This is a genomic window from Nocardia aurea, assembly GCF_003123685.1.
In the GTDB taxonomy this organism is placed as follows: domain Bacteria; phylum Actinomycetota; class Actinomycetes; order Mycobacteriales; family Mycobacteriaceae; genus Nocardia; species Nocardia aurea.
In genome coordinates, this window is sequence record NZ_QCYJ01000084.1 from 13930 (window position 1) to 39443 (window position 25514).

At 67.0% G+C, this 25514-nt stretch carries 19 protein-coding genes, 1 tRNA gene, 1 pseudogene and 1 riboswitch; of the genes and pseudogenes, 10 read left to right on the top strand and 11 right to left on the bottom strand.

Going from position 1 to position 25514, the window contains the following annotated elements; genetic code table 11:
- Positions 1 to 260 precede the first annotated feature (260 nt).
- The gene (locus DAT37_RS13310) at positions 261 to 2603 is read right to left on the bottom strand and encodes a DEAD/DEAH box helicase (protein ID WP_198654262.1); all 2343 of its coding nucleotides are present in this window, start codon (positions 2601 to 2603) and stop codon (positions 261 to 263) included.
- Positions 2604 to 3102: 499 nt separating this feature from the next.
- On the opposite strand from DAT37_RS13310, the gene DAT37_RS13315 reads away from it, so the two are divergent.
- From DAT37_RS13315 to DAT37_RS13330, 4 genes are all read left to right on the top strand, one after another.
- On the top strand, positions 3103 to 3309 hold the full coding sequence (locus DAT37_RS13315; protein ID WP_011206895.1) for a cold-shock protein: 207 nt from the start codon (positions 3103 to 3105) through the stop codon (positions 3307 to 3309).
- Between the two features lie 311 nt (positions 3310 to 3620).
- Entirely contained in the window at positions 3621 to 6479 is a 2859-nt protein-coding gene (topA, locus tag DAT37_RS13320) for a type I DNA topoisomerase (RefSeq protein ID WP_109525585.1), read from the top strand.
- A gap of 62 nt (positions 6480 to 6541) precedes the next feature.
- The gene (locus tag DAT37_RS13325) at positions 6542 to 7747 is read left to right on the top strand and encodes a DNA polymerase III subunit delta' (RefSeq protein ID WP_109525052.1); all 1206 of its coding nucleotides are present in this window, start codon (positions 6542 to 6544) and stop codon (positions 7745 to 7747) included.
- Between the two features lie 57 nt (positions 7748 to 7804).
- Positions 7805 to 7880, top strand: a tRNA-Thr gene (locus tag DAT37_RS13330).
- Between the two features lie 14 nt (positions 7881 to 7894).
- On the opposite strand, the pseudogene DAT37_RS45455 reads toward DAT37_RS13330, so the two are convergent.
- From DAT37_RS45455 to DAT37_RS13355, 5 genes and pseudogenes are all read right to left on the bottom strand, one after another.
- Positions 7895 to 8143, bottom strand: a pseudogene (locus DAT37_RS45455) (hypothetical protein); the annotation flags it as partial.
- 159 nt (positions 8144 to 8302) lie between these two features.
- Positions 8303 to 8509, bottom strand: coding sequence for a hypothetical protein (locus DAT37_RS13340; protein ID WP_157978479.1), 207 nt, complete (start codon positions 8507 to 8509; stop codon positions 8303 to 8305).
- A gap of 291 nt (positions 8510 to 8800) precedes the next feature.
- Positions 8801 to 10000: an FAD-dependent oxidoreductase gene (locus DAT37_RS13345; RefSeq protein WP_232839724.1), complete on the bottom strand. Its 1200-nt coding sequence runs from the start codon at positions 9998 to 10000 to the stop codon at positions 8801 to 8803.
- 565 nt (positions 10001 to 10565) lie between these two features.
- Positions 10566 to 11621 (bottom strand): alpha/beta fold hydrolase, encoded by a 1056-nt coding sequence (locus DAT37_RS13350; RefSeq protein WP_109525056.1) that lies wholly within the window; start codon positions 11619 to 11621, stop codon positions 10566 to 10568.
- A 302-nt stretch (positions 11622 to 11923) separates the two neighbouring features.
- A complete protein-coding gene (locus tag DAT37_RS13355) occupies positions 11924 to 12193 on the bottom strand; it encodes a hypothetical protein (RefSeq protein ID WP_109525057.1) in 270 nt (89 codons plus the stop codon).
- Between the two features lie 167 nt (positions 12194 to 12360).
- On the opposite strand from DAT37_RS13355, the gene DAT37_RS13360 reads away from it, so the two are divergent.
- Both DAT37_RS13360 and DAT37_RS13365 read left to right on the top strand, forming a co-directional pair.
- Positions 12361 to 12831 (top strand): DUF2752 domain-containing protein, encoded by a 471-nt coding sequence (locus tag DAT37_RS13360; RefSeq protein WP_232839725.1) that lies wholly within the window; start codon positions 12361 to 12363, stop codon positions 12829 to 12831.
- Positions 12832 to 12863: 32 nt separating this feature from the next.
- Positions 12864 to 13052, top strand: coding sequence for a hypothetical protein (locus DAT37_RS13365; RefSeq protein WP_109525587.1), 189 nt, complete (start codon positions 12864 to 12866; stop codon positions 13050 to 13052).
- A gap of 3 nt (positions 13053 to 13055) precedes the next feature.
- Here DAT37_RS13365 and DAT37_RS13370 read toward each other — a convergent pair whose 3' ends face one another.
- The gene (locus DAT37_RS13370; RefSeq protein ID WP_109525588.1) at positions 13056 to 14408 is read right to left on the bottom strand and encodes a M1 family metallopeptidase; all 1353 of its coding nucleotides are present in this window, start codon (positions 14406 to 14408) and stop codon (positions 13056 to 13058) included.
- Positions 14408 to 18481, bottom strand: a complete 4074-nt coding sequence (locus DAT37_RS13375; RefSeq protein ID WP_109525058.1) for a Pls/PosA family non-ribosomal peptide synthetase — start codon at positions 18479 to 18481, stop codon at positions 14408 to 14410. The genes DAT37_RS13370 and DAT37_RS13375 overlap by 1 nt, the downstream gene beginning before the upstream one ends.
- Positions 18482 to 18782: 301 nt before the next feature.
- Positions 18783 to 18896, top strand: a riboswitch (SAM riboswitch).
- Positions 18897 to 18943: 47 nt separating this feature from the next.
- On the opposite strand from DAT37_RS13375, the gene DAT37_RS13380 reads away from it, so the two are divergent.
- A complete protein-coding gene (locus DAT37_RS13380) occupies positions 18944 to 20263 on the top strand; it encodes an aminotransferase class V-fold PLP-dependent enzyme (protein WP_109525059.1) in 1320 nt (439 codons plus the stop codon).
- A gap of 120 nt (positions 20264 to 20383) precedes the next feature.
- On the opposite strand, the gene DAT37_RS13385 is transcribed toward DAT37_RS13380, so the two are convergent.
- The 3 genes from DAT37_RS13385 to DAT37_RS13395 all read right to left on the bottom strand — a co-directional run bounded on the left by DAT37_RS13385 (position 20384) and on the right by DAT37_RS13395 (position 21892).
- Positions 20384 to 20851, bottom strand: a complete 468-nt coding sequence (locus tag DAT37_RS13385; protein WP_109525589.1) for a flavin reductase family protein — start codon at positions 20849 to 20851, stop codon at positions 20384 to 20386.
- A gap of 182 nt (positions 20852 to 21033) precedes the next feature.
- The gene (locus tag DAT37_RS13390) at positions 21034 to 21510 is read right to left on the bottom strand and encodes a YbaK/EbsC family protein (RefSeq protein ID WP_109525060.1); all 477 of its coding nucleotides are present in this window, start codon (positions 21508 to 21510) and stop codon (positions 21034 to 21036) included.
- Between the two features lie 61 nt (positions 21511 to 21571).
- Positions 21572 to 21892, bottom strand: coding sequence for a 2-oxo-4-hydroxy-4-carboxy-5-ureidoimidazoline decarboxylase (locus DAT37_RS13395; RefSeq protein ID WP_109525061.1), 321 nt, complete (start codon positions 21890 to 21892; stop codon positions 21572 to 21574).
- Between the two features lie 217 nt (positions 21893 to 22109).
- Here DAT37_RS13395 and DAT37_RS13400 point away from each other — a divergent pair, with 217 nt between their 5' ends.
- The 3 genes from DAT37_RS13400 to DAT37_RS13410 all read left to right on the top strand — a co-directional run bounded on the left by DAT37_RS13400 (position 22110) and on the right by DAT37_RS13410 (position 25374).
- A complete protein-coding gene (locus tag DAT37_RS13400; RefSeq protein ID WP_109525062.1) occupies positions 22110 to 22931 on the top strand; it encodes a crotonase/enoyl-CoA hydratase family protein in 822 nt (273 codons plus the stop codon).
- 86 nt (positions 22932 to 23017) lie between these two features.
- Entirely contained in the window at positions 23018 to 23521 is a 504-nt protein-coding gene (locus DAT37_RS13405) for a MarR family winged helix-turn-helix transcriptional regulator (RefSeq protein WP_232839726.1), read from the top strand.
- Positions 23518 to 25374: an MDR family MFS transporter gene (locus DAT37_RS13410; RefSeq protein ID WP_109525063.1), complete on the top strand. Its 1857-nt coding sequence runs from the start codon at positions 23518 to 23520 to the stop codon at positions 25372 to 25374. The genes DAT37_RS13405 and DAT37_RS13410 overlap by 4 nt, the downstream gene beginning before the upstream one ends.
- Positions 25375 to 25514 lie beyond the last annotated feature (140 nt).

Consider the following 25514-nt stretch of genomic DNA (forward strand, 5'->3'; position numbering starts at 1 on the left):
GGGGTTATTTCACCAATAGGGTGGTCGAATAATCGCGGTATTGCATCAATTCCCGGAGTGGTCGTGGAAATGGGGTGAAGGTAACCGCACGTCGGACGCGAATGAGTGTGGCAATAAGCCAGTTAACATGAAACTAGTCCTCTTTATTCGACCGGGCGGACCGCGCGGTGTCCGGGGCGGCGTGGGGAGGACTCTCGTTAGCTGACAGCTGGTGATCGCGGCTCACATCGCCGGTCGGTCACGCCGGGATCGCGCCCGGGTCACGAATCCGAAAAGTGGCCTCGACCGGGCGGAATCCCGGTCTCGCCGCCGTCGAGTTCGGCCACTACGGCCGCCAGCAGACAGGCCGCGCCTGCCTTGTCGAGCGGGTGGTTGCCGTTACCGCATTTGGGTGACTGAACGCAGGAGGGGCACCCGCTCGCGCATCCGCACGAATCGATGGCCTCCAGCGTGGCCGCCAGCCAGCGGCGCAGCTGCGCGAATCCTCGTTCGGCGAAACCCGCACCGCCTGCCTGCCCGTCGTAGACGAAGATCGTGGGGAGGCCGGTATCGGGGTGCTCCGCGGTGGACACGCCACCGATATCCCACCGATCGCAGGTCGCGACCAGGGGGAGCAGGCCGATTGCCGCGTGTTCGGCCGCGTGCAGGGCTCCGGGGACCCGATGCGGTGCTATCCCGGCGGCGGCCAGCAGCGCCGGTGTGACGGTGTAGAGAACGGCCCTGGTCGGCAGGATCTGCGCGGGCATCTCCAGTTCGACGAGGCCGAGCATTTCGCCGGTGACGAGGGTCCGGAGGTAGCCGACCACCTGACTCGTCACCCTGACCTGTGCCAACGCGCTGGTCACCGCTCCGTATCGGTGCTGTTCGGTGATCGCGTCGACTTCTATCGAGGTCAGTTGCCTGGCGCTGGTCGTCCATCCGGGTTCGGCGGCGTGGACGAAGGCGACGCCGCCGTCGAGATCCAGTTCATCGACGACATAGGTATCGCCCTGGTGCAGGTGAACGGCCCCTTCGTGGAGGGTGGCGGGCGCACGGCCCGCGTCGGCGGTACCGAGCAGCCTGCCCGTTTCCGAGTCGACGATCGCGACGGGTGTGCCGATACCCCCGCGCACATCCACCGCGTCGTGCGGCTGCGTTTCGGCGGTCACGTACCAGCGCGCGTCCGAGCCGGCGGATCGGCGACGGATCATGCCCTGAGCTGCGAGTTCGTCCAGGACTTCGCGTGCGCCGAACGCGTCGACCTCGGCATCGGTCAGCGGATGTTCCATGGCCGCACACAGCAGTTGCGGGCCGAGCACGTACGGATTGCTCGGATCGGTGATGGTGGCTTCGATGGGTTTGTCCAACAGCGCGTCCGGATGGTGCACGAGATAGGTGTCGAGCGGATCGTCCCTGGCCACGAGCACGACGAGCGATCCTTGCGTACGCCGTCCCGCCCGGCCCGCCTGCTGCCAGAACGAGGCGACAGTCCCGGGAAAACCGGAGACGATTACGGCATCCAACCCCGCGATATCCACCCCGAGTTCCAGGGCATTCGTCGTCGCCGCTCCCCATAGCGCCCCGCTCGACAACGCGGCTTCCAATTCTCGGCGGTCCTCGGCCAGATATCCGGCCCTGTAGGCGGCGATCCGGGTGCTGAGCTGCGGGTCCACCTCCGCTAGGCGTCGCCTGGCGTCCATCGCGGTCAGTTCCGCGGCCCGCCGGGATCGAACGAAAGTGAGCGTGCGCGCGCCCTCTGCCACCAGATCGGCCATGATCCTGGCCGACTCGGAGGTCGCCGACCTGCGGACCGGAGCCCCGTTCTCCCCGGTCACGGTGGTGAGCAGGGGCGGCTCCCACAGCGCCACCGTGCGCGGACCCTGCGGTGAGCCGTCCTCGGTGACCGCGACGCACGGTGCGCCGATGAGCCGTGACGCGGCCGCTTCGGGTTCGGCGGTGGTCGCCGAGCAGAGGATGAAGACCGGATCGGCGCCGTAGCGCGCGGCGACGCGTCGCAACCTGCGCAGCACCAGCGCGACATGCGAACCGAAGACTCCCCGGTAGGCGTGGCATTCATCGATGACGACGTAGCGCAGCCTGCGCAGCACACGGGCCCAGCGTTGATGTGAGCGCAGGATCCCCAGGTGCAGCATGTCCGGATTGGTGAAGATCCACCGTCCGTTGGCGCGTACCCACTGCCTTATCTCGGCCGGAGTATCGCCGTCATAGCCGGCGGGGTGAATATCGCGTAGTGGTCCCTCGTGGGTCAACGATCCGATTGCCCGCAACTGGTCGGCGCCCAACGCCTTTGTGGGGGATAGATAGAGCGCGGTGGCGCGTGGGTCATGCAGGAGGGCGGTCAGCACCGGCAGTTGGTAGCCCAATGACTTGCCGGATGCTGTTCCGGTGCTGATCACGACGTGGCTGCCGCCCGCGGCGAACTCGGCGGTCCTGGTCTGATGAATCCACGGGGCGTCTATACCGGTCTCTCGCAACGCGGTGACGACCTCGGGGGCAGCCCAATCGGGCCAGGTAGTGGTACGTGCGGCCCGCGCGGGAAGCTCGGCGACATGGGTGAGTCCGGTGTCGGAACCGGGCACCCCTTCCAGGACACGATTCAGCAACGATCGCCCGTATCCGAGGGGGTTGCCGGCGTTCGCTGAGGTCGCTCCGACGGCAGGATTCACCTCCGAACGTCCACAACACGTGCGGAAAGTGTGAAACGTGCGTAGTTAGCAAGGCTCGGGCACCTTTTTGATACCCAATAGCGACCTGGGTCACAGCCGGATTGCTGAACGTACACTCGGTTATCGCTAAGCAAACGAACCTCAAGTCTGGATTCGGGCATTGTGTCCCTTACCTGCGCATTCGCAAGATCAAGTTTTTTGCAAATTGTCGGTAACTCGACTGTTGAATTGCTCGAAGACATGGTTCACTGGTTCCTGGTCGCAAGCTTCTGTGTTCGAGGGACGGATCCAAAGTCCAAACCGTCAGCAGGATCGATGTTGCGAACGGTGTGCTTGGTTGCTTTCCTGCAGGGGGAACCAACAGTACAGCGCTCTCAACGGGCCCGGTGGACGAACCCAGTTGTCCGCCGTTCCGGTAGAAAAGAGAAGGAACAGAATGGCACAGGGAACTGTGAAGTGGTTCAACGCGGAGAAGGGGTTCGGCTTCATCGCGCCCGAGGACGGGTCCGCTGACGTCTTCGTCCACTACTCCGAGATCCAGGGGTCCGGCTTCCGTACCCTCGAGGAGAACCAGAAGGTCGAGTTCGAGGTCGGCCAGGGCACCAAGGGCCCGCAGGCCACCGGAGTTCGCGCGCTCTCCTGAGCGACGCCACGATTCAGCTCGTCCCTCACCGCCGGTAACGGGGGTGAGGGACGAGCTATATCTGGGGTAGGACACGATCCGATACACGCCGTGCCCGGACATGTCGCGGCGGGTGTGGTCGGGCACACTGCATACTGAACGGCGGTGACCACGTACGCTCGGTGGTTCGAGTCGCAAGCACTCGAACGCAGCCGGCGTCAAGGTATAAACGTGTCTGGTAGCGGCTCGAGTAGTAGCCGCTGCTGTTTACCCCAGCCGCGCATTGCGCGTAACAGCGTCGCGCGGGTCGAGAAGGAAAGGTGTATTCGCCGGTGGCAACACGAGACCGCGGTGCAGCCGACCAGGGCCGTCCCCTGCGTCGTCTCGTGATCGTCGAGTCCCCGACCAAGGCCCGCAAGATAGCGCCCTATCTCGGGCGCAATTACACGGTCGAGGCCTCCGTCGGTCACATCAGGGATCTTCCGCGCGGTGCCGCGGATGTCCCCGCCAAATACAAGGGTCAGTCCTGGGCCCGCCTCGGTGTCGATGTCGACAACGACTTCGAGCCGATCTACGTGGTGAGCCCGGATAAGAAGGCCAAGGTCACCGAGCTCAAGAGTCTGCTGAAAGACGCCGACGAGCTCTACCTCGCCACCGACCCCGACCGTGAGGGCGAGGCCATCGCCTGGCATCTGCTGGAGACGCTCAAACCCAAGGTGCCGGTCCGCCGGATGGTGTTCCACGAGATCACCGAACCGGCGATCCTCGCCGCCGCCGCCGATACCCGTGAACTTGATTCGGATCTGGTCGACGCGCAGGAGACCCGCCGCATCCTCGACCGTCTGTACGGCTACGAGGTCAGCCCGGTGCTGTGGAAGAAGGTCATGCCGCGGTTGTCGGCGGGCCGCGTGCAGTCCGTCGCGACCAGGGTGATCGTGCAGCGCGAGCGTGAGCGCATGGCGTTCCGCTCCGCCGAGTACTGGGATATCGCAGCCAAACTCGACGCCGGATCCGGCGACGAGAGCAACACCACCAATCCTCGGACCTTCGGTGCGCGCCTGGTCAACGTGGACGGCGCGAGGGTCGCCTCCGGTCGCGATTTCGGCCCGGACGGGCAGTTGAAAACGGCCAACGGCGTCGTCGTGCTCGATGAAGCCCACGCCCGCCGACTCGCCGAGGCGCTCGATGGCACCGCGCTTGTGGTCTCCTCCGCGGAAGCCAAGCCCTACACGCGCAAGCCGTATCCGCCGTTCATGACCTCGACGTTGCAGCAGGAGGCCGGGCGCAAACTGCGTTTCACCTCCGAGCGCACCATGCGAGTGGCGCAGCGGCTCTACGAAAACGGTTACATCACCTATATGCGTACCGACTCGACCACGCTGTCGGAGTCGGCCATCGCCGCGGCCCGTTCGCAGGCGACGCAGTTGTACGGCGCGGACTACGTCTCGCCGTCACCGCGTCAGTACACGCGCAAGGTGAAGAACGCGCAGGAGGCACACGAGGCGATCCGTCCGTCCGGTGACACGTTCCAGACCCCGGGGCAGTTGCATTCGCGGCTCGACAACGACGAATTCCGCCTCTACGAACTGATCTGGCAGCGCACCGTCGCCTCGCAGATGGCCGACGCGCGCGGCACCACGCTGACATTGCGCATCACCGGCGTCGCCGGCACCGGCGAGGAATGCGTCTTCTCCGCGTCCGGTCGCACCATCACCTTCCCCGGTTTCCTCAAGGCCTACGTGGAAAGTGTGGACGAAGAGGCGGGCGGTCAGTCCGACGACGCCGAATCCCGGCTCCCCGCACTGGAAGAGGGCCAGGGCGTCACCGCGGTCGAGCTGAATCCCGATGGGCACAGCACGAATCCGCCCGCGCGATATACCGAAGCGTCGCTGATCAAGACGCTCGAAGAGCTCGGCATCGGACGCCCGTCGACGTATTCGTCGATCATCAAGACGATCCTGGATCGCGGCTACGTGTACAAACGCGGCAGCGCGTTGGTGCCGTCGTGGGTGGCGTTCGCCGTCATCGGACTGCTAGAGGCCTACTTCGGACGACTGGTCGACTTCGACTTCACCGCGGCGATGGAAGACGATCTCGACGCCATCGCCGGTGGGCGTGAACAACGCGGAAACTGGTTGTCCAGCTTCTATTTCGGTGGCAGCAGTGGTGCCGAGGGGTCGGTGGCGCGGTCCGGTGGTCTGAAGAAGATGGTCGGCGGACAACTCGACGATATCGACGCCCGTGAGATCAATTCGATCAAACTGTTCAGTGACGATCAAGGACGCGATGTCGTGGTCCGGGTCGGTCGCTACGGTCCGTACCTGGAACGGATGATCGTCAATCCCGATGATCCCGACGGTGATTCGATCTCGCAGCGGGCCAATCTGCCCGATGATCTGCCCCCGGACGAGCTGACCACCGAGGTCGCCGAGGAGTTGTTCTCGACTCCGCAGGAGGGACGCAAACTCGGCGTCGATCCCGAGACCGGGCACGAAATCCTCGCCAAGAAGGGACGTTTCGGTGATTACGTCACCGAGGTCCTGCCGAAACCGGTCGAGGAAGCTGCGACGCCCGCGAAGAAGACCGCCAAGAAGGCCACGGGACCGAAACCGCGCATCAGTTCGCTGTTCAAGTCGATGGATCTGGCCACGATCACCCTCGAGGACGGGCTCAAACTGCTGTCGCTGCCGCGCGTGGTCGGGACCGACCCGGCGTCGGGCGAGGAGATCACCGCGCAGAACGGTCGCTACGGACCCTATTTGAAGAAGGGGACCGATTCGCGGTCGCTGGCCGACGAGGATCAGATCTTCACGGTCACGCTGGAGGAGGCATTGAAGATCTATGCCGAACCCAAACGTCGCGGTGGGCGGGCGGCCACCGCGCCGCCGCTGCGTGAACTCGGCAACGACGCGGCCACGGGCAAGCCGATGGTGATCAAGGACGGACGCTACGGTCCGTACGTCACCGATGGCGAGACCAACGCCAGTCTGCGCAAAGACGATGCGGTGGAATCGATCACCGATGAGCGGGCCTCGGAACTGCTGGCCGATCGGCGCTCGCGCGGTCCGGTGAAGAAGACCGCGAAGAAGACCGCCGCGAAGAAGACCGCCGCGAAGAAGACGGCGGCCAAGAAGACGACCGGCACGGCCAAGAAGGCTCCGGCCAAGAAGACGGCCGCGAAGAAATCCTGAGGTGCGAACCGACGCGCCGACCACGGTGAGTCGTGTCGGTACCTGCGGCTAGGGTGTATCGCGTGGCGGGTGTCTTCGATCGGTTGGTCGGCCAGGATGCGGTCGAGTCCGAGCTGACGGCTGCCGCTGTCGCGGCACGCGCCGGAGTCATCGAGGGGGCGATGACCCATTCGTGGTTGTTCACCGGCCCCCCCGGATCGGGCAGATCCGTTGCCGCGCTGTGCTTCGCCGCCGCGTTGCAGTGCACGGACGCGGGAACTCCAGGATGCGGGCGATGTCATGCCTGCACGACGACGATGGCGGGCACCCACGGTGACGTGCGCCGGGTCGTCCCCGAGGGGCTGAGTATCCGCACCGCGGAGATGCGCGGCATCGTGCAGATCGCCTCGCGGCGGCCGAGTACCGGCCGCTGGCAGGTGGTCGTCGTCGAGGACGCCGACCGGCTCACCGAAGCGGCGGGAAATGTGCTGTTGAAAGTGGTGGAGGAGCCGCCGGATCGCACCGTCTTCCTGCTCTGCGCACCGTCGGTCGATCCGGAGGACATCTCGATCACCCTGCGTTCGCGCTGTCGGCACGTGCACCTGGTGACTCCGTCGGTGCCCTCGATCGCCCGGGTGCTGCGTGAACGCGATCAACTGGACGCGAAGACCGCCGAATGGGCCGCCTCGATCAGCGGCGGACATGTCGGCCGCGCCCGCCGTCTCGCGACCGACGAGGCGGCGCGTTCGAGCAGAAAGCGCGCCTTGGCCCTGGTCGGTGCCGTATCCCGGCCGGGTGCCGCCTACGCCGCCGCCGACGACCTGGTGAAATCCGCCGATGACGAGGCCAAACAGATGAGCGCGACCCGCGACGAACGCGAGCGGGACGAACTCGCGACCGCCCTCGGCGCGGGCGGCACCGGAAAAGGCTCGGCGAGCGCGACCCGTGGTTCGGCGGGTGTGCTGAAAGATCTGGAACGCCGTCAGAAATCGCGTGCGACCCGAACCGGCCGCGACGCCCTCGACCGTGCCCTCATCGACGTAGCCGGGTTCTACCGCGACGCGCTCGTGGTCCGATACGGCGCGGCGCGCAACGGCTCCGGGGTTGTCCTCACCCATCCCGACCTGTCCGATCAGATCCACGACCTCGCCGACCGGGTCCGCCCCGAAGGCCTGCTCCGCTCCATCGAAGCCGTCCTGAGCTGCCGCGAAGCCCTCGACCTCAACGTCAAACCCCGCTTCGCCGTCGCTGCCATGGTCGCCTCACTGATCGCCGCCCAATCCGGCTGACCACCCGTTTTCGCGATACGGCCACCGAGGCGATAGACTCGCGTGGCCGAAAGGCACGCCGCCTTAGCTCAGTCGGTAGAGCGCTTCACTCGTAATGAAAAGGTCGGGGGTTCGATTCCCCCAGGCGGCTCCACTCGAAAAGCGGCCCTATCCAGCCGCTTTTCGACCCTTCCGACGCTTGCTCCGAGTCGGTGCCTTCTCGGTCTTGTCACGCTTTGTCACAGGGGCTGCCGAAGTGCCCGCCGCCGAGACCAGCGCATCGTTCTGTGAATGCACATAGGTACACATCGTGAACGCGCTGTCAGCGTGCCTTAGCCACTCCGTGAAGACCGCGATCGGCACTCCCCGAAGATGCATGACAGTTCCGCAGCTGTGACGTGCGTCATGCAGTCGAATGCAGAACGCTTCGCCCAGTACTCGCCCGCATGTCCCAGAGTTCGCCGCTTTCGTTTCACCGAACAGTGCGTCAGCCGTCCCCGACTTGGTCTCCCGTAGCTGCCCAGCGAATCCGCCGGCTAATCGCTCGTGGGGCCTGGCCGGTGGGGCTTTTGCCCTTCATGCACAGCACGCGTAGGCGCTCGAAGTGATCGCGTACGGTTCGCCCGGCGCCGGCGGTGTGGTCGTTGGTTGCGTGAACACATCCGGCGGGCACGGCACCTGGACGCAGGGATCCGACACTTCCGGATGCTCGAACAACCATGTCACTCCCCATAACAGGGCCGCCAGCAACAGCACCGACGTGATGACAATCTTGAACCACACCCATTCATGGTAGAGGAGAAGCCCCCGCCGATCGGCGGTGTTATTCCTTTCCGTACGGGTCATGCGGTACGCAAGAGAGCTGATCGAACGGCACGTTTCATCTACACAGAAGCCAAGGGCCGCAACAATATACAACTAATCCCACTTCCGCACTCCGACTGCGATCACTGCTCGTAACCGACGTCTCCGAACAGGCGAAGATGTCACGGCGTTGCCACATCTCACCCGAGCGAGCCCGGAAACAGCAGGACGCCCTCGCCCGCGCGGATGTGTGACGAGCGTGCATGGTCCTCATCGGGTGTCGATCGGTGAGAATTTCTCGGTGGCTTCGGCGGACATTCTCGAATGACTGGTTGCCCGAAGGAAACTCGTCAGGGCCGAGGTCGCGAAACCGGGAGGCAGGAGCGCGGCGGGCTTCATCGCGGACTCGCCGTGTGAGACCTGGAGTGAGGTCACCCAGGAGACGGCGGCGACCTTGCGGCGGCGGGTTCTGCCGTACCAACTCAGCGCTTCGGGGACGGTGCGCGCGGAGGCCAGGGCGCGGCGGAGCACCATCGTGTCCAGAAGCGCCTGGTTGGTGCCCTGGGCGAGGGTGGGCGGCATCGTGTGGGCGGCATCGCCGAGCAGGGTGAATCGGCCGCGGCCCCATTCGCGCGGTATCGGATGCCGGAAGTGGGGGAAGGGGGACATGCTCAGGTCGTCGTCGGTCAGTCTGGCCAGCACCCGGTCGACCGGATGGGACCAGCCGGTGAAATGGGACCGGATGGCGTCGATGGGGGAGTCGGGGTGGACGAAATCCGGGGTCCACGGCAGGTCGAACCACCATTGGAGGCTGCCGTCGCCGGCAGGCCACAGGCCGAGGTTGCCGCCTTCGTCGATGATGATCACGCCGACGTCGCTGTCGGCGATCTCGGGCAGCTCTACCAGTCCTTGCCAGCTGCACCAGCCGGTCGATGTCGCCTCCGGTGCGCCCATCGCGGCGCGCACGGTCGAGCGCTGCCCGTCCGCGCCGATCAGCAGATCCCCTTCGGCCGATGTGCCGTCCGCGAAATCGACTCGCACGCCCCCGGGGGTGTTGGTCACGTCGACGGCGTGCGCGTCGCAGCGGATTCGATCGAGCGGGAAACCGTCGAGCAGTCGTTCCAGCAGCACCCGACGGGGAACCATCCGGGTGGGGGCTCTCATCCTGGCGCTCAGCGCGGTCACGTCGATCGCGGCGAGGCGACGACCGGTCGCGGTCGACACGTATACCGCCGAGAGGAGCCGGCCCGCTCCGGTCATGTCGACGCCGAGTTGGGCGAGCACGTTCGCCCCGTTGGGCCAGATGGTCACCGCACCGCCACCGGCCCGCACGGCGGATGCCCGTTCGAATACGGTCACGTCGTGGCCATCGCGCAGCAATCCTCGGGCGATGGAGATACCGCCGACGCCCGCGCCGACTATCAGCGCCCGATGGGCCGATGAACCGGGGACAACACCGTTTCGAGCCATGTCACCTGAATTCGACATTCACCACCTCATCCGATGTGGGGGCAGTTCGACCGGTTCAGCGGGGCCACGAATCAGGCACGGGCGACGCGGCCGCTGATCGAGCACGCCGGAGCCATTGCTGAATGATAGCTATAAATGACGGGCGGAAGAGATTCGCGCCGGTCACAATGCGGTCCGGTCAAGTCCCGGAAATCGAGGGGCATGCTCGTCGACGTGCGGGCCCGAATCGGTCGCCCGGGACATGACGTTCCCCGGGGCGAACGGGACCGGACACGAAGTCGGTCGGCTCTTCGCTCGACACCCCTCGGACCATAACCCTCGGTATGCTCGAAGGTGTTCCGGGTGACCGGAACCGGGATAGTGGCCCGCGAGCCCAACGCGCCCGCTACCCTTCGATCCGGGGGAAGCTCCATCGGATACGTAACCAGGAGCTTCCCCCTTGTCGATGCGGGGAAGCCGTCGTGGAATCGGACCCGGCGGAAATCGGGTCGACCGGCTGGTGGTGACCTACCGGGTAGATCCGGCAGGCCGAGAATGTTTCTCTCGACCCGGATGCCGAATCGGCTCAGACGGCGGTCGCGGTCTGCTGGTAGGTGCGGGTGACGACCTGTTCCAGTACCGCGTTGAAGCGGTCGGCGGCCTCGATATTGCCGAGATGGCCGGTGGGCCAGACGTGATAGTCGGCGAGGAAACCGGTGCGGTCGAGCAGTTCGACGATGCGGCGCGACAGCCGTTCGGGCAGCAGCAGATCGTTCGAGCCCGCGATAACCGTGGTGGGGACGGTCAGATGTTCGGCGGACTCGCCCAGATCGATGTCGAGCAGGGCGACGGCGTGCAGGCCGCGAGTGAGCGGGCGGCACGACCGGATGACGCTCAGCGCGAACTCGACTTCGTCGGCGGTGGCGTTCTTGGTCATGGCGCGGTCCTTGAAGACCGTGTTGGCCAGCCAGCCGCCCGGCAACGGCACGGGGGAGTACAGCATCGTCTCGGCGATGGCCGACGGCATCCTGACGGTCGCGCCGAGGACGGTCAGCGGCCGGTCCGCGACCGTGAGCGGCTTGTTCAGGACCGGGATCATGTCGGTCTCGTGCCGGATCTCGCTGGCGGCGGTGTTCACGAGGACGACTTCGGAGGCGCGCTCGGCGACCTGCTCGGGGTAGCGGGCGGCCCAGGCCTGCAGGGTCATGCCACCCATGCTGTGGCCGACGAGGACGGCGCGCTTGCCCGCGGGCAGGGCCGCGTCGAGTACGGCGACGAGGTCGTCGGCGAGGCTGGCCGCACCGAGCGGGGCACGGCCGAGCTCGCTCTCGCCGTGGCCGCGCTGATCGTAGGCGAGGACGCGGTAGCGGTCGGCGAAGGCGTTGATCTGGGGATTCCAGTACTCGATGCTGCAACTCCACCCGTGCACGAGCACGAGGGTCTCGCCGTCGGCGGGGCCGTAGGCGTGCACTCGCAGACGGGCGCCGTCGGCGGTGGTCACGGGGATGACGTCGTGGGGGACGGTCGGCCTGTTCAGCGACGCGGTGGCGAAGGTGCGGTTGCGCAGCGCAGCACGGTAGGCCGCGGTGAGCGGTTCGCTACCGCGTAGTCCCGCTAGCGTCTTCATCGACGTGACCAGCATTCGAGCACTCCTTTGTGTCTGCCGTCACCGTACCCTGCAAGCTGGGGTGCTTGCTAGTGCAAGCGCTCGATGACGGAAATCCTGGCTCGAACGGTCGAATACCCGATATTCGGTACGGCGAACACTGCTTTTCCGAACAAAAGATCTCGGGTACTCGACGGCCCGGCCGCCAGGATCGCACCCGCCGGATCCGCGCCGTGGCGGGTGCGGCGGCTCGTACTACCGGTCGACCGTTCGCGCGGAGCAGGCGCTACCGCGGCTTCCCGGTCGGGCGGGTAGGGGGAGTGTCGTGAGTACGACGATCAGTCGGCGTCGAGAAGTTCGGCGATCATGTCCGGTATGACCAGACAGACCTGATCGTTCGGGTGGAAATCGTCGGGTACGTCGCGTCTGTGCGGCGCTTGGACGAAAACCACTACCGAACTTCCGTCACCCGGGTCTATCTCCACTGCCACCGCGCCTGCGATCTCGCCCTCCTGGGGGGCGTGCCAGTGACCCACATTCCCGAATTCGAGCCTGCGAGCCGAACTGACCCCATATCCGTCGAGCCGAAGAAATTCAGCGGCATCCACGGCGGAAATTTTAGTTCGAGCTGGGAAAACGCGGTATGGAATTGATCATGTTCGCTCGGTCTCGAACCGGCCGCGGCGCCATCCGGGCCGCTCGGAGGCGGGAAATCGGTTCGGTGATCGCGGTCGCGGTGGCGGGGATCGGGCCGACGCGGCTACCGTTGTTCCTCGTGGAGAGCACGCATGTCGCACCGGGTGCGGACTCGGGGTCGGGGAGATTTCTGGCGCCGCCCAAGCATCGGGGTTGGCGAGCGATGCCGCTGCCGCTGCTGACGGCGGGTGCGGGCATCGGCGCGCTGGCACTGCTGCATTTCCGGGACCCGCACGAGGAGGGGGCATACGGCTACTGCCCGTTCTACGCCCTCACCGGCTTGTACTGCCCTGGCTGCGGCGGTATGCGGGCCGTGCACAACCTGACCGACGGGCGGGTCATCGATTCGCTGCACAGCAGTCTGATCGCGATCCCGCTGATCCTCGCCCTCGCGGTGTGGGTCGGCGCGTGGACGATGCACGCGTGGCGCGGTCAACGCCTCGTCGTGCCGAAGATGGAACGCAGCACCATGTGGATTCTGCTGTCCGTCATCGCGGTGTATTCGGTGTTCCGCAATACGCCGTGGGGATCCTGGCTCGCGCCGATCTGATTTCGGTCGCCCACATCGGGCAAGCTTCGAATATGAGCGACACACTCAGGCACCGCGTCCGCGTCAAGTTGTTACGACAACTCGCCGAGGACGGCGTACCCGATTCCGAACACGACGATCCACGCCGCATCGCGATCGAAACCGATCTGGACGCGTTGGCCTCGGTCGCCGAAGGCGATCCGCTCATCGAGGAACTCGCCGCCCGCTACCTGGTCTTCTGAAGCTCAGCGGGCGGAGCCGGCCTGACCGCCCAGCGGGGGCAGCGGGGGTAGTACCTCCGCGTGCAGCCAGCTGTCCCACAGCGGGCGCAGCGGTAGCAGGCTGTAGTGCCCCGCGAGATCGGTGAACTCCTCGGTGGTGACCCAGCCGTGCCGGTATCGGGCCGCCCATTCGCGCACGAGGTCGAAGAACGCCGAATCCCCGAGTTCCAGACGCAGGGCGTGCAGGGTCAGCGCGCCGCGTTTGTACACGCGGTCGTCGAACATGCGGCGCGGGCCAGGATCGCCGACGATGATGTCCTGCGGCTGGCGGAAGAGGTTGTGACGCGCGGCCCTGGCCTGCTGATCGGCCGACGCGCCGCCCGAGGCCTCCGACCACAGCCATTCCGCGTAGCAGGCGAAACCCTCGTGCAGCCAGATGTCACGCCAGCGGCGGATGGTCAGGCTGTTGCCGAACCACTGGTGGGCGAGTTCGTGCGCGACGAGTCGTTCCGAACCGCGACGGCCGTCGCAGTGGTTCGCCCCGAAAACCGAGATGCCCTGCGCCTCGATCGGGATCTCCAGTTCGTCGTCGGTGATCACCACCGTGTAGCCGCCGAACGGGTACGGCCCGAATTTCTCGATGAACAAATTCATCATCGCGGGCTGCCGGGCGAAATCGTGTTCGAAGTTGGCGCGCAACCGCATCGGGGCCACGGCGTGCATGGCGACCGGACTCTGCGCCGAGCCGACCCGGAATTTCCGGTAGGGGCCGATCTGGATGGTGGCCAGATAGCTCGCCATCGGCTCGGCCTGCTCGTAGACCCAGGTGGTCTGGCTGGCCTTGGTCTGCTTACCGACGAGGGCTCCGTTGGCGAGCGCGTAGTACGGGGTGTCGGTGGTGATCGAAATGCGGTAGCTGGCTTTGGAACTGGGGTGGTCGTCGCACGGAAACCAGGACGCGGCGCCGTTGGGCTGACTGGCGACGAGCGAGCCCTCGGTCAGTTCCTCCCAGCCGACCTCGCCCCACGGTCCGCGCACCGGTTTCGGTGTGCCGCTGTACAGCACGAGCAGGGAGAGTACGCCGCCGGCCGGAATGCGCTGCTGCGGTGTGATCACCAGTTTGTTGTGCTGATGAGCGTATTTCGACGCCTTGACGCCGTTAACGAGAACCTTGCTGACGGCGAGCGATTGCGACAGGTCGACGGCGAAACGCGATCGGACCTCGGTGGTCACCGCGGTGATCTCGGCGCGTCCGGCGAGGCGGTTGCTCGCCACCCGGTAGGTCAGTTCGAGTTCGTACCTGGAGACCCGGTAGCCGCGATTGCCGTTCTGGGGTAGGTATTCGTCGATCGGAACGTCGTAGAACTTGCCCGGCATCAGCGAGCCGCTTTCGCTCGGCCCGCTTCCGATTCGGCCTCGGTTTCCGGCGCGCTCGGGATCGCGCCGGGCCAGGGCGAGATGGGATTGCCCCACCAGCGGGTCGACGGCGGCACCACGTCGCCGCGCATGACCAGCGAGGCCGGTCCGATGGTCGCGCCCGCGCCGATCACCGCCGCCGGGAGCGCGACGCAGTGCGGGCCGAGGGTGGCTCCGGCACCAAGGGTGACGGTGTCCATCGCCATGATCCGATCGTGGAAGAGATGGGTCTGTACCACACAGCCGCGCTCCACGGTCGCGCCGTCGCCGAGTGTCACCAGGTCCGCCTCCGGTAGCCAATAGGACTCGCACCATACCCCGCGTCCGATTTTCGCACCGAGTCCGCGAAGCCACAGGTTGAGTACCGGTGTACCCGTCGCGGCGCGCGCGAACCACGGCGCGGCGACGGTCTCCACGAAGGTGTCGGCGACCTCGTTACGCCACACGAACGAACTCCACAACGGGTGCTCCTCCGCGCGAATACGTCCGACCATCAACCACTTCGCGGCGACCGCGCTGCCGCAGGCGACCGCGCCCGCGGCCAGCAGCACCACACCGCTGAGCAGCGCGGCGGGCAGATGCCCCAGCAGTTGCGCCAGCCAGGCCAGGGTGAACAGCACGCCGAGGCCGATGGCGAAGGTCACCAGCACCGGAACGAGTCGGCAGGTCTCCACCACGGCCCGCGCGATCTGGAGGCGCAGCGGCGGATCGAAGGTGCGGTCGGAATCGCCGCCTTCGGAGTCGCGACGCAGCCGGACCGGGGGACTGCCGAGCCAGGACGAACCCGCTTTGGCTTTGGACGGCGCGGCGGACAGGACGGCGACGAGTCCGTTCTTCGGCACCCGCCGTCCCGGGGCGGTCATCCCGGAATTGCCGAGGAACGCGCGTTTGCCGACCTTGGCCTCGCCGATGTGCAGCCATCCGCCGCCGAGTTCGTATCCGGCGATCATGGTGTCGTCGGCGAGGAAGGCGCCGTCGGCGACGGTGGTGAATTTGGGCAGCAGCAGCACGGTCGACACTTCGACACCGCGGCCGATCTTGGCGCCGAGCAGGCGCAGCCACATCGGGGTCAGCAGACTCGCGTAGAGCGGGAAGAGGAAGGTCCTTGCCGAATCAAGCAGACGCTCGGTGGACCATGCCTGCCAGCCGGTCCGGCTGCGCACCGGGTGGTAGCCCTCCCGCAGTCCGATACTGAACAGCCGCACGGCGATGATCGTCACCGCGGCGTAGACGGCCAGACTCAGCACCGACGCGACGGGCAGGATGGCGAAGGCGCGGCCGAGACCTTCGGTCAGTGTCGTGGTGTCGCGGATCCACCACGCGATGAACGCCCCGCCGGAGGCTAGTCCGATGATCGGGACGGCGGCGAGCACCATCGAGGTGATGCCGAAGATCAGCACCCAGTGCGCCGCGCGCGCCGGGGTCTCGTCGGGCCAGCGGTGCTGGGCCTTGCCGACCTTCACCGCGGGCGAGCCACCCCACTCCTGATCGGCCTTGACCTTGCCGGATACCGCGGAGCCCGGCGCGATCTCGGCGTTCTTCCCGATCTTGGTGCCGGGCAGCAGAATCGAGCGCGAACCCACCACCGCGCCGGGGCCGACGGAGATCGGACCGATATGGACCAGGTCGCCGTCGATCCAATAGCCCGAGAGATCGACCTCGGGTTCGACACTGCACCCGTTGCCGAGTTCCAGCATTCCGGTGACCGGTGGCAGCGTGTGCAGGTCGACGCCCTTACCGATCTTCGCGCCGAGCGCCCGGGCGAAGGGCACCATCCACGGTGCGCCGGAGAGATTCTCGGCGCCACTGGCCTCCGACAGTCGCACCGCCGTCCAGAGGCGCAGGTGCACGTGACCGCCGCGCGGGTAGCTGCCCGGTTTCACATCGTCGAGCAGCAGCCTGGCGCCGAGGGCGCACAGTGCCATCCGGCCGGGCGGGGAGATGAAGAGCAGGAAGGCGATCAGCGCCCACCACCACGACAGCTGCGGCAGCCACGGCAACGAACCCGACCACGCGGCGATATTGCCGACGATGGCGAGCCAGGTGAGCCACTGCAAACCGGTGAGCGTGGTCAGCGGAATGGTCGCGAGCACCTGGAACACCTGGGCGGGCAGCGGGGTGGGCCGCACGATGCGTTCTTCCGCGGCGACGACGGGCGCGCTGTCGTCGAGGAAATCGGCGAGCGCCCCGAGGCGCGGATGGTCGTAGAGTTCGGCCACGGTGACGTGCGGATAGCGTTCGCGCAGTGCGGCGACCAGTTGCGCGGCGGCCAGCGAGCCGCCGCCCACATCGAAGAAATCGATATCGGGGGTGGTGACCTCAGCGCCGAGCAGCGCGTCCCACAGTCCGGCGACCCACAGCGCGGTCTCGCTGAGTCCGGCCTCGGCCTCGATGTCCTTCTGTTTCGGCAGCGGCCACGGCAGCGCGTCGCGATCGACCTTGCCGGAGGTGCGCGTCGGCAGTTCGGCGACGACGGCCAGTCGTGGAACCAGCGGGGCGGGAAGCTGTTCGGCGAGGCGGTCGCGGGCGGCTTTCAGGTCGTAGTCGCCGTCCGGCCCGGTCAGGTAGCCGACCAGGATCTTGTTGCCCGCCTTGGTACTTCGGATCGCCGCCGCCGCACCGGTGACGCCGGGCAGATGTTGCAACGCGTTGTCGATCTCGCCGAGTTCGATGCGGCGCCCGCCGATCTTGATCTGGTCGTCGGCGCGCCCGAGGAAGACCAGTCCGGCGCTGTCGTTGCGGACCAGGTCACCGCTGCGGTAGGCGCGCTCCCAGCCCAGCGACGGCAGCGGGGCGTATTTCTCGGCGTCCTTGGCCGGGTCGAGATATCGGGCCAGGCCGACGCCGCCGATGACCAGCTCGCCCGATTCGCCTTCTGCCACCGGATTTCCCGCCGGATCGACCACGGTGAGATCCCACCCGTCCAGCGGCAGGCCGATACGCACCGGCCAGGAGCCGTCGAGCAGTGCCGCGCACGCGACGACGGTCGCTTCGGTGGGGCCGTAGGTATTCCACACCTCACGGCCTGAATTCGCTTTCCCGGCAAGGCGTTCGGCGAGTTCCGGTGGCACGGCCTCGCCGCCGAAGATCAGCAGCCGGACCGGATCGAGCGCCTCGGCGGGCCAGGTCGCGGCCAGCGTCGGCACGGTGGAGACGATGCTGATCTCCCGGCGCACCAGCCACGGCCCGAGATCGGCGCCGGTGCGGACCAGCGCTCGTGGGGCCGGGACCAGGCACGCGCCGTGCCGCCAGGCCAGCCACATCTCCTCGCACGAGGCGTCGAAGGCGACCGACAGGCCCGCCAGCACGCGGTCGCCCGGGCCGATGGGAGCCTCGCGCAGGAAGAGTTCCGCCTCGGCGTCGACGAAAGCGGCGGCATTGCGGTGCGTCACCGCGACGCCCTTCGGTGTGCCGGTGGAACCGGAGGTGAAGATGATCCAGGCGTCGTCGGAGGGGTCGGGGAGTGCGGTGCGGACCTCTGTCGAGGTCCGTTCGGCTCCGGCATGCCGTGCGTGTCCCGAGTCCGACGCGGTTGTGGAGCTCGAGTCGCTCGGGGCCGAAACCGGGCTGCTCGCGGTGGAGTCCGGCGTGTTCGCGGCGGGGACGGATTCGATGCCGTTCGCGGTGACGACGGCGGTGACCTTCGCTTCGCCGAAGACCAGGCGGGCTCGCTCGTCCGGGTCGTCCGCGTCGACGGGCACGTAGGCCGCCCCGGCGTGCAGGACGGCGAGGATGGTCACGTAGAGCTCGTGGGTGCCGGAGGGCATGCGGACGCCGACGCGGTCGCCCGCGCTCACTCCCGCCGCTCCGAGACGCGCGACGAGGACGTCGATCTCGGCGAGAAGTTCGGCGTAGCCGAGGACCACCTCGCCGTCATCGATGGCCGGTGCGTCGGGGTAATCGATCGCGGTGGCGGCGAGTATGTCGACCAGGGTGCGCGCGGGCGCGGCGAGGCTGCCCCGTGACAACGGATCGGGAATCGACCCCGCGTCCCGGCTCTCATTCGCCGTGGCGTCGATCTGCGGCTGCAGCATGACGTCCTGACCACCTCTCATCGACCTGCCTAGCTCTTCACCCTTGGTTGTTTCACAAGAGGGTTACCAGAGGGCAAACGCCACGGTGACCGAGTGTCTACGGTACTCGGGGTATCGCCTGGTTCGTGCGTCCGGACACGGTGGTTCGCGCCGCACGCCAGCGGTTCTACCGGCCGGAATGCCGGTTTCGGTCGCACGGCGAGGGGGTCGCGGGGCGTGGTCGTCGTCTATGTCGTGGCGCGAAGAGTCGTCGGAATGTCGCGGTTGACAGGGCGGTGGTGCTTCTGCCAACCTCGTTCCAGGTCATGAGTACCAGCGTCAAGCCCCGGCTAGCTGGTCGGCAACCCTCCTCCGCGGTGGGGTGCTCCGGGTGACGACCGGGCCGTCGCCCGACCGGGTGCGGCAAGCGCGGACTCGAACGATCTCCTGATTGCGAGTCCCCTCGGCCGATGGGATTTTGTGATGACTTCTGTGGCGAACCAGACCTGTGCCCCGCTCGCGCGGGTGTCCGGCGACGATCTCCAGGTGCCGCTCGTCCAGGGCGGAACCACCACCTACGCGAATTTCGACTACGCGGCGAGCGCCCCCGCGCTGGCCCGGGTCACCGATCGGGTGCAGCAGTTGCTGCCGTACTACGCCAGCGTGCACCGGGGCGCGGGTTACGCCTCCCGGATCTCCACCGAATGCTACGAATCGGCGCGCGGATCGGTGAGCCGGTTCTTCGATGCCGAGGACGACCAGGTCGTGGTCTTCACTCGCAACACCACCGATTCGCTCAACCTGCTGGCCGGATGCGTCCCGGGCGACACCGTCGTGCTCGATACCGAACATCACGCCAACTTCCTGCCGTGGACCAGGAACGGACGTCGCGTGGTCCGGGCCGCCGACACCGTCGAGGAGACCATCGCGCTGCTCGTCGCCGAATTGTGCGCCAGGCCCGCCGCGCTGCTCGCCGTCACCGGCGCCTCGAATGTCACCGGTGAGGTGCTGCCGATCGAGCGGCTCGCCGAGGTGGCGCACCGATGTGGCGCGCGCATCCTGGTCGACGCGGCGCAGTTGGCCCCGCACCGTCGGATCAGTCTGCGCGACAGTGGAGTCGACTACCTGGCCTGCTCCGGTCACAAGCTCTACGCGCCGTTCGGCACGGGCGTCCTCGTCGGCCGTCGCGATTGGCTCGACGCCGCCGAGCCGTATCTCGCGGGCGGCGGCGCGGTGCGCGAGGTGGGTGTGGATGTGGCGCAATGGGCTCCCGCGCCGCAGCGCCACGAGGCGGGTTCGCCGAATGTGCTCGGCGCGGCCGCGATCGCCGCCGCCTGCGAGGCACTGTGCGATATCGACGCCGAAACCCTCGCCGATCACGAACATCGTCTCGCCGAGCGACTGCGCGAGGGCCTGTCCGCCGTGCCCGGTGTGGAACTGCTGCGCCTGTGGTCCGACAGTCCCGATTCGGTCGGCATCGTCGCCTTCACCCTCGACGGTTTCGAACCCGGCCACGTCGCCGCCTATCTCTCTGCCGAACACGGGATCGGCGTCCGCGACGGCCGCTTCTGCGCCCACCCGCTGCTCGCCCGCCTCGGTCTCGACGGCGCGTTGCGCGCCAGCGTCGGTCTCGGCACCAGCTCGGCGGACGTCGAGCGACTCATCGAGGCCGTCGCCACCCTCGTCGACAAGGGCACGGGCTGGGAATACGCCCGAACCGGCGCGCACTGGAACCCCACCCCCGAAACCCGCCCCTTCGCCGCGACCGACCCGATCGGCACCTCCCCCTGCGCCCTCGGCTGAACCCGCAGGCGGCGTTATCCGCCGCGCACCGGACGGGCTCGTCGTGTGTCGAGAGGCTGTAACTGCCCCGGGGACACATGGCAACGGCGGACCCGCACGCGGCGTGATCGGCCGCGAAACCTATCGGTCCAGCGAAGTGGGGCGGTGGTAGCGGCCCTGGTAGTACAGCAGCGGGGCCGCGGCGGGCGTCTCGTCGGTGTTGTCGTGCACGCGGGTGACCAGGCCGACGACGAAAGTGTGGTCGCCGATGGGGATTCGGTGGTGGACGGTGGCGCGGACCCAGATGGGGGTGCCGTGCAGGACCGGTTCGCCGGTGTCGAGTGGTGTCCACAGGGAGCGGTCGGAGAAACGCTCGTCGGCGGTGCGGGAGAAACGCTGGGCGAGGTGGTGCTGGTGTTCGCCGAGGAAATGGATGACCACCGAATCCGCGCCGAGCATGGCGTCCAGGCTGGACGAGGTGTGGGCGATATTGAAGGAGACGAGCGGGGGCTCCAGCGAGAGCGAGGCGAACGAGGTCGCGGTGAAACCGATCGGGCCGTGCTCGGAATTCAGGGTGACCACCGTGACGCCCGCCGGGTAGTGGCGCATCGAGGCCCGATACTGCTCGGCGGTGATGCCGCTCAGATCGTCGGGTATCTGGATTCCGGCGCCCGGCGGTGGTACTTCGGTCACATGTCGAAGTTACGCCCGCGCGACCGATCGCGGACGCCCGCGCGGGCTTCGGCGACTGTTCGATATGTCACGGGAGTGCCCGACGAGCACGCGCCGGATCAGTCGACGTCGATCGGCAGACCCGCGGTGATCCGCACGAGTTCACGGAAGGATGTGCGGAACAACGTGTTCGGATGACCGCCCGCGGCCCAGACTTCCCGGTGACCGCTCAGCGCGTTGTCGACCCAGGTGGGCAGGTTGGTGGGATGACCGACCGGGGCGACGCCGCCGATCGGCTGCCCGGTGACCTCGCGCACCATCTCGGCCGGCGCCCTGGTCAGCGTGCCCTCCAGGCGCTGCCCGGTGTGCTGGAGGTCGACCTGGTGCGCACCGGATACCAGGAGCAACACCGGATCGTCGTCCAGGAGGAAGACCAGGGATTTCGTGATCGCGCCCACATCGACACCGAGGGAGCGCGCCGCCTCGGCGGCCGTGGCCGCCGGTTCGGGTCTGCTGACGATGACGCCGTGATGTCCGCGCGCGATCAGCGTGTCCGAGACCCGGCATGCGACCGGGGGTAACGACGACCTGCGCATGGCACCAGGGTAAAGCGATTGCGGGGGGTACGCCGGGCGAAGTGGCCAGGTCGGTTTCGGTTCAGTACTCGGGATAGCCTTCCTCCGGCCCGAGCATGCGTTCGATCCGGTCCCTGGTGACCTTCGTCAGTTCGGTGACCGTATGCGCGCCGAGGTGTTCGTGGCCGACCGCGGCGAGCGCGCGATCCAGATCGGTCTGCGAGAGTTGGAGTAGCTCGAGGTCGGCCGCGTTCAGTAGTGCGTCGTGATCGGCGAAGGGGCGCGCTTCCACGATCCGGGTGGCCCAGGTGACATTGCCGCAGCAGGTGTACATGGCGTGCACGGCGCGCGTGCGCGGCAGGGAATTGAAGCGGTCCAAGCCGATTCCTCGGTGCATCAGCATTGTGATCTCCGAACCGAATTGAGAGGTTTGCCGACTCGTTCATGATGCGGGGCGAAGCTGCGGGAGAACCACCGGTGCACATCGATTTAGCACAGCATTTACCGGGCGCGACCGCTCCCGCCTGTGAAACCGGAACGCGGTGGTCGGCGGGGGCTGTCGATGACGATATCCGGGGATCAGCGGACGCGGGCGCCCGCGTTCTCGATACGCTGTACAAATGACTGATTGGCAGGCGTTCAGCGTCGAAACCAAGGACCACGTCGCGCAGGTGACCTTGATCGGTCCCGGCAAGGGCAACGCCATGGGCCCCGACTTCTGGCGCGAGCTGCCCCTGGTCTTCGGCGAACTCGACGCCGATCCCGAGGTGCGCGCGATCGTGCTGACCGGTTCGGGCAGGCATTTCTCCTACGGACTCGATCTGCCCGCGATGGCCGGGACCTTCGGCGCGTTGCTCGCCGATCGTGCCTTCGCCGCGCCGCGTACGGAATTCCTGGTCGAGCTGCGCAAGATGCAGGGCGCCGTCACGGCGGTGGCCGATTGCCGCAAGCCGGTGATCGCCGCGGTGTCCGGCTGGTGCATCGGTGGCGGGCTCGATCTGATCGCGGCGGCCGATATCCGGTTGGCCAGCGCGGAGGCCAAGTTCAGCCTGCGCGAGGCGAAGGTGGCGATCGTCGCCGATATCGGGTCGCTGCATCGGCTGCCCGGCATCATCGGCGAGGGACATCTGCGTGAACTGACCTACACCGGCCGGGATATCGACGCCGCGCGCGCCGAGAAGATCGGCCTGGTCAACGACGTCTACGCCGATCAGGTCGCCGTGCTCGACGCCGCGCACGCGCTGGCCCGCGACATCGCGGCCAATCCGCCGCTGGTGGTGCAGGGCGCGAAGGATGTCCTGGAACAGCGCACCAAGGATGTGGTGGCGGCCGGGTTGCGCTATGTCTCGGCATGGAATTCGGCCTTCCTGCCCTCGGAGGATCTGACCGAGGCGATCCAGGCGGTCTTCGAGAAGCGCGATCCGCAGTTCAAGGGCCGTTAAACCAACCTGAGGTTTGCTTTTTCCGTTCGCACGCCTACATACTTGCGTCAAGCAACTAATTGTTTGACGCAAGTAAAGGTGGCCGCGTGGACGTGGACGACGAGGCGATCGACACGATCGCGGTTCAGCTCACCCGGTTACAGCGTGTAAGGGAACGCACCGCGGCCCAGATCCGCACCGCGGACGGAGTCGATCCGGCCGCGTTCGCCGTGCTGTTCCGACTGCTCCAGGACGGACCGATGCGCTCCGGCGCACTGGCCGACGCGGTGTACAGCGACGCCTCGACGGTGAGCCGCCAGGTGGCCCACCTCGTCGAACGGGAACTGGTGCGGCGCATGGCCGATCCGACCGACGGCCGCGCCTCGGTACTCGTGGTGACCGAACACGGTCGCTCGGTCTGCGAGCGGATCCGCCGTCGTCGCCACGAGAACCTCACCCGGGTGACGGAGTCCTGGACTCCCGCCGACCGGGCCACCTTCGCCGAACTGCTGCGTCAGTTCGTCGACGATTTCGATCGCGCGCGGCCCGGAATGGTTGCCGCTCTCCGCGAATCCCACGCCACCATCACAGGGACGGAGAACGGTTCGTGACCGCACCGGCAGCCACGGAATCCCCCGCGGGTTTCACGCACAAGCAGATCCTGACCATCCTCAGCGGCCTCATGCTCGGCATGCTGCTCGCCGCGCTGGATCAGACCATCGTGTCGACCGCGATCCGCACCATCGCCGACGATCTGCACGGGTACTCGATGCAGGCGTGGGCCACCACGGCCTACCTGATCACCGCCACGCTGGCGACGCCGCTCTACGGCAAACTCTCCGACATGTACGGCCGCAAGCCGTTCTTCATGATCGGTATCGCGATCTTCGTCTTCGGTTCGCTGCTGTGCACGCTGGCGCAGACGATGTACCAGCTGGCCATCTTCCGTGCCGTGCAGGGCCTCGGCGCGGGCGGCTTGATGTCGCTGGCGCTCGCCATCCTCGGCGATATCGTCAGCCCGCGTGAACGAGCCAGGTACCAGGGCTATTTCCTGGCGGTCTTCGGTACGTCGAGCGTCATCGGTCCGGTGGCGGGCGGTGTGCTCGCGGGCGCCGGTTCGATACTCGGGGTGAGCGGCTGGCGCTGGGTCTTCCTGGTGAACGTGCCGCTCGGGCTGATCGCGCTGTTCGTGGTCTCGCGGGTACTGAAACTGCCGAGGAAACCGCACAGCACCGATCGCGTCGACTGGTGGGGCGTGCTCGTACTCGCCATCGGATTGGTGCCGCTGCTCATCGTGGCCGAGCAGGGACACCAATGGGGTTGGGGCAGTCCGGGTGCGGTGATCTGCTACGTGGTCGGCGTGCTCGGCATCATCGGCTTCGTCATGGTGGAGAGGGGCCTGAAGGACGCGGCGTTGATCCCGCTGCGGATCTTCTCCAACAGCACCTTCTCACTCGGCGTGATCATCTCGTTCGTCACCGGCGCGGCCATGTTCGGCGGAATCGCGTTGCTCCCGCAGTACCTCCAGGTGGTGCGTGGCGCGAGTCCGACCATGGCGGGCTTGCAGATGCTGCCGATGGTGCTCGGCATGATGACCGGTTCGATCATCTCCGGACAGCTCATCTCGCGTACCGGCCGCTACAAGCGTTTCCCGCTGATCGGCGTCATCACGCTGACCATCGGCATGTTGCTGCTGCACTTCCTCGACGCCGACAGCCCGCTGTGGGTGGTGATGGCGTTCATGGCCATCAGCGGTTTCGGCCTCGGCAATCTGATGCAGCCGCTGACCTTGGCGTTGCAGAACGCGTTGCCAGCCAAGGACATGGGCGTCTCCACCGCAGCGGCCACCTTCTTCCGGCAGATCGGCGGCACCTTCGGCGTCGCGATCTTCCTGTCGGTGCTGTTCGCCAGGATGACACCGAACATCTCCGGCGAACTCCAGTCGGCCTCGGCCGATCCGCAGTTCCGCGCGGCCGTCGTCGCGGGGGCGCAGAGCACCAACCCGGCCGACGTCGCGTTGGCCAAGGGATTGCTCGCACAGGACACCTCGGCCGCGGGCGAGGTGCTCAAGGACAGTTCGATCATCCAGCAGCTGAGCCCGGAACTGGCGAGACCGTTCCAGGTCGGTTTCGCGAATTCGATGTCGACGGTATTCCTCGTCGCGGTCGCCGCGTCCCTGATCGGCCTGATCCTCGTACTGTTCTGGAAGGAACTCCCGCTGCGCATGCTGGGCGGTATCCAGGCCGCCGATGGTGAGGCCGCCGCGAAATCCCTCGTCGACGCCGAGAGGGAACTCGTGGAGCGGACGGGTCTGCCGCTCGCGGGTGGTGAATCGGTGCAGCCGCTGGTAGACGAGCCGCCGGAGGAGCCGGACGGTTCCGTCGCCGAGCGCAACGGCACGACGTCGAGCGTGACCAACGGCCTGACGAAGAAAGTCGACGAGGTGGATCGGGAGAACGCCTGAGTTCGTCGAACAGCGATCCGAGTGGGTCGTTCCGTGTCACCGGGATCCGGCGCGCGGGACGGCCCACTCCGTCGTTTCGCGGGCGCTCGGGTGGGGATCGGACCTCACCAAGGGTGGGGAAGGTGAGTCGCCCGAGGGAG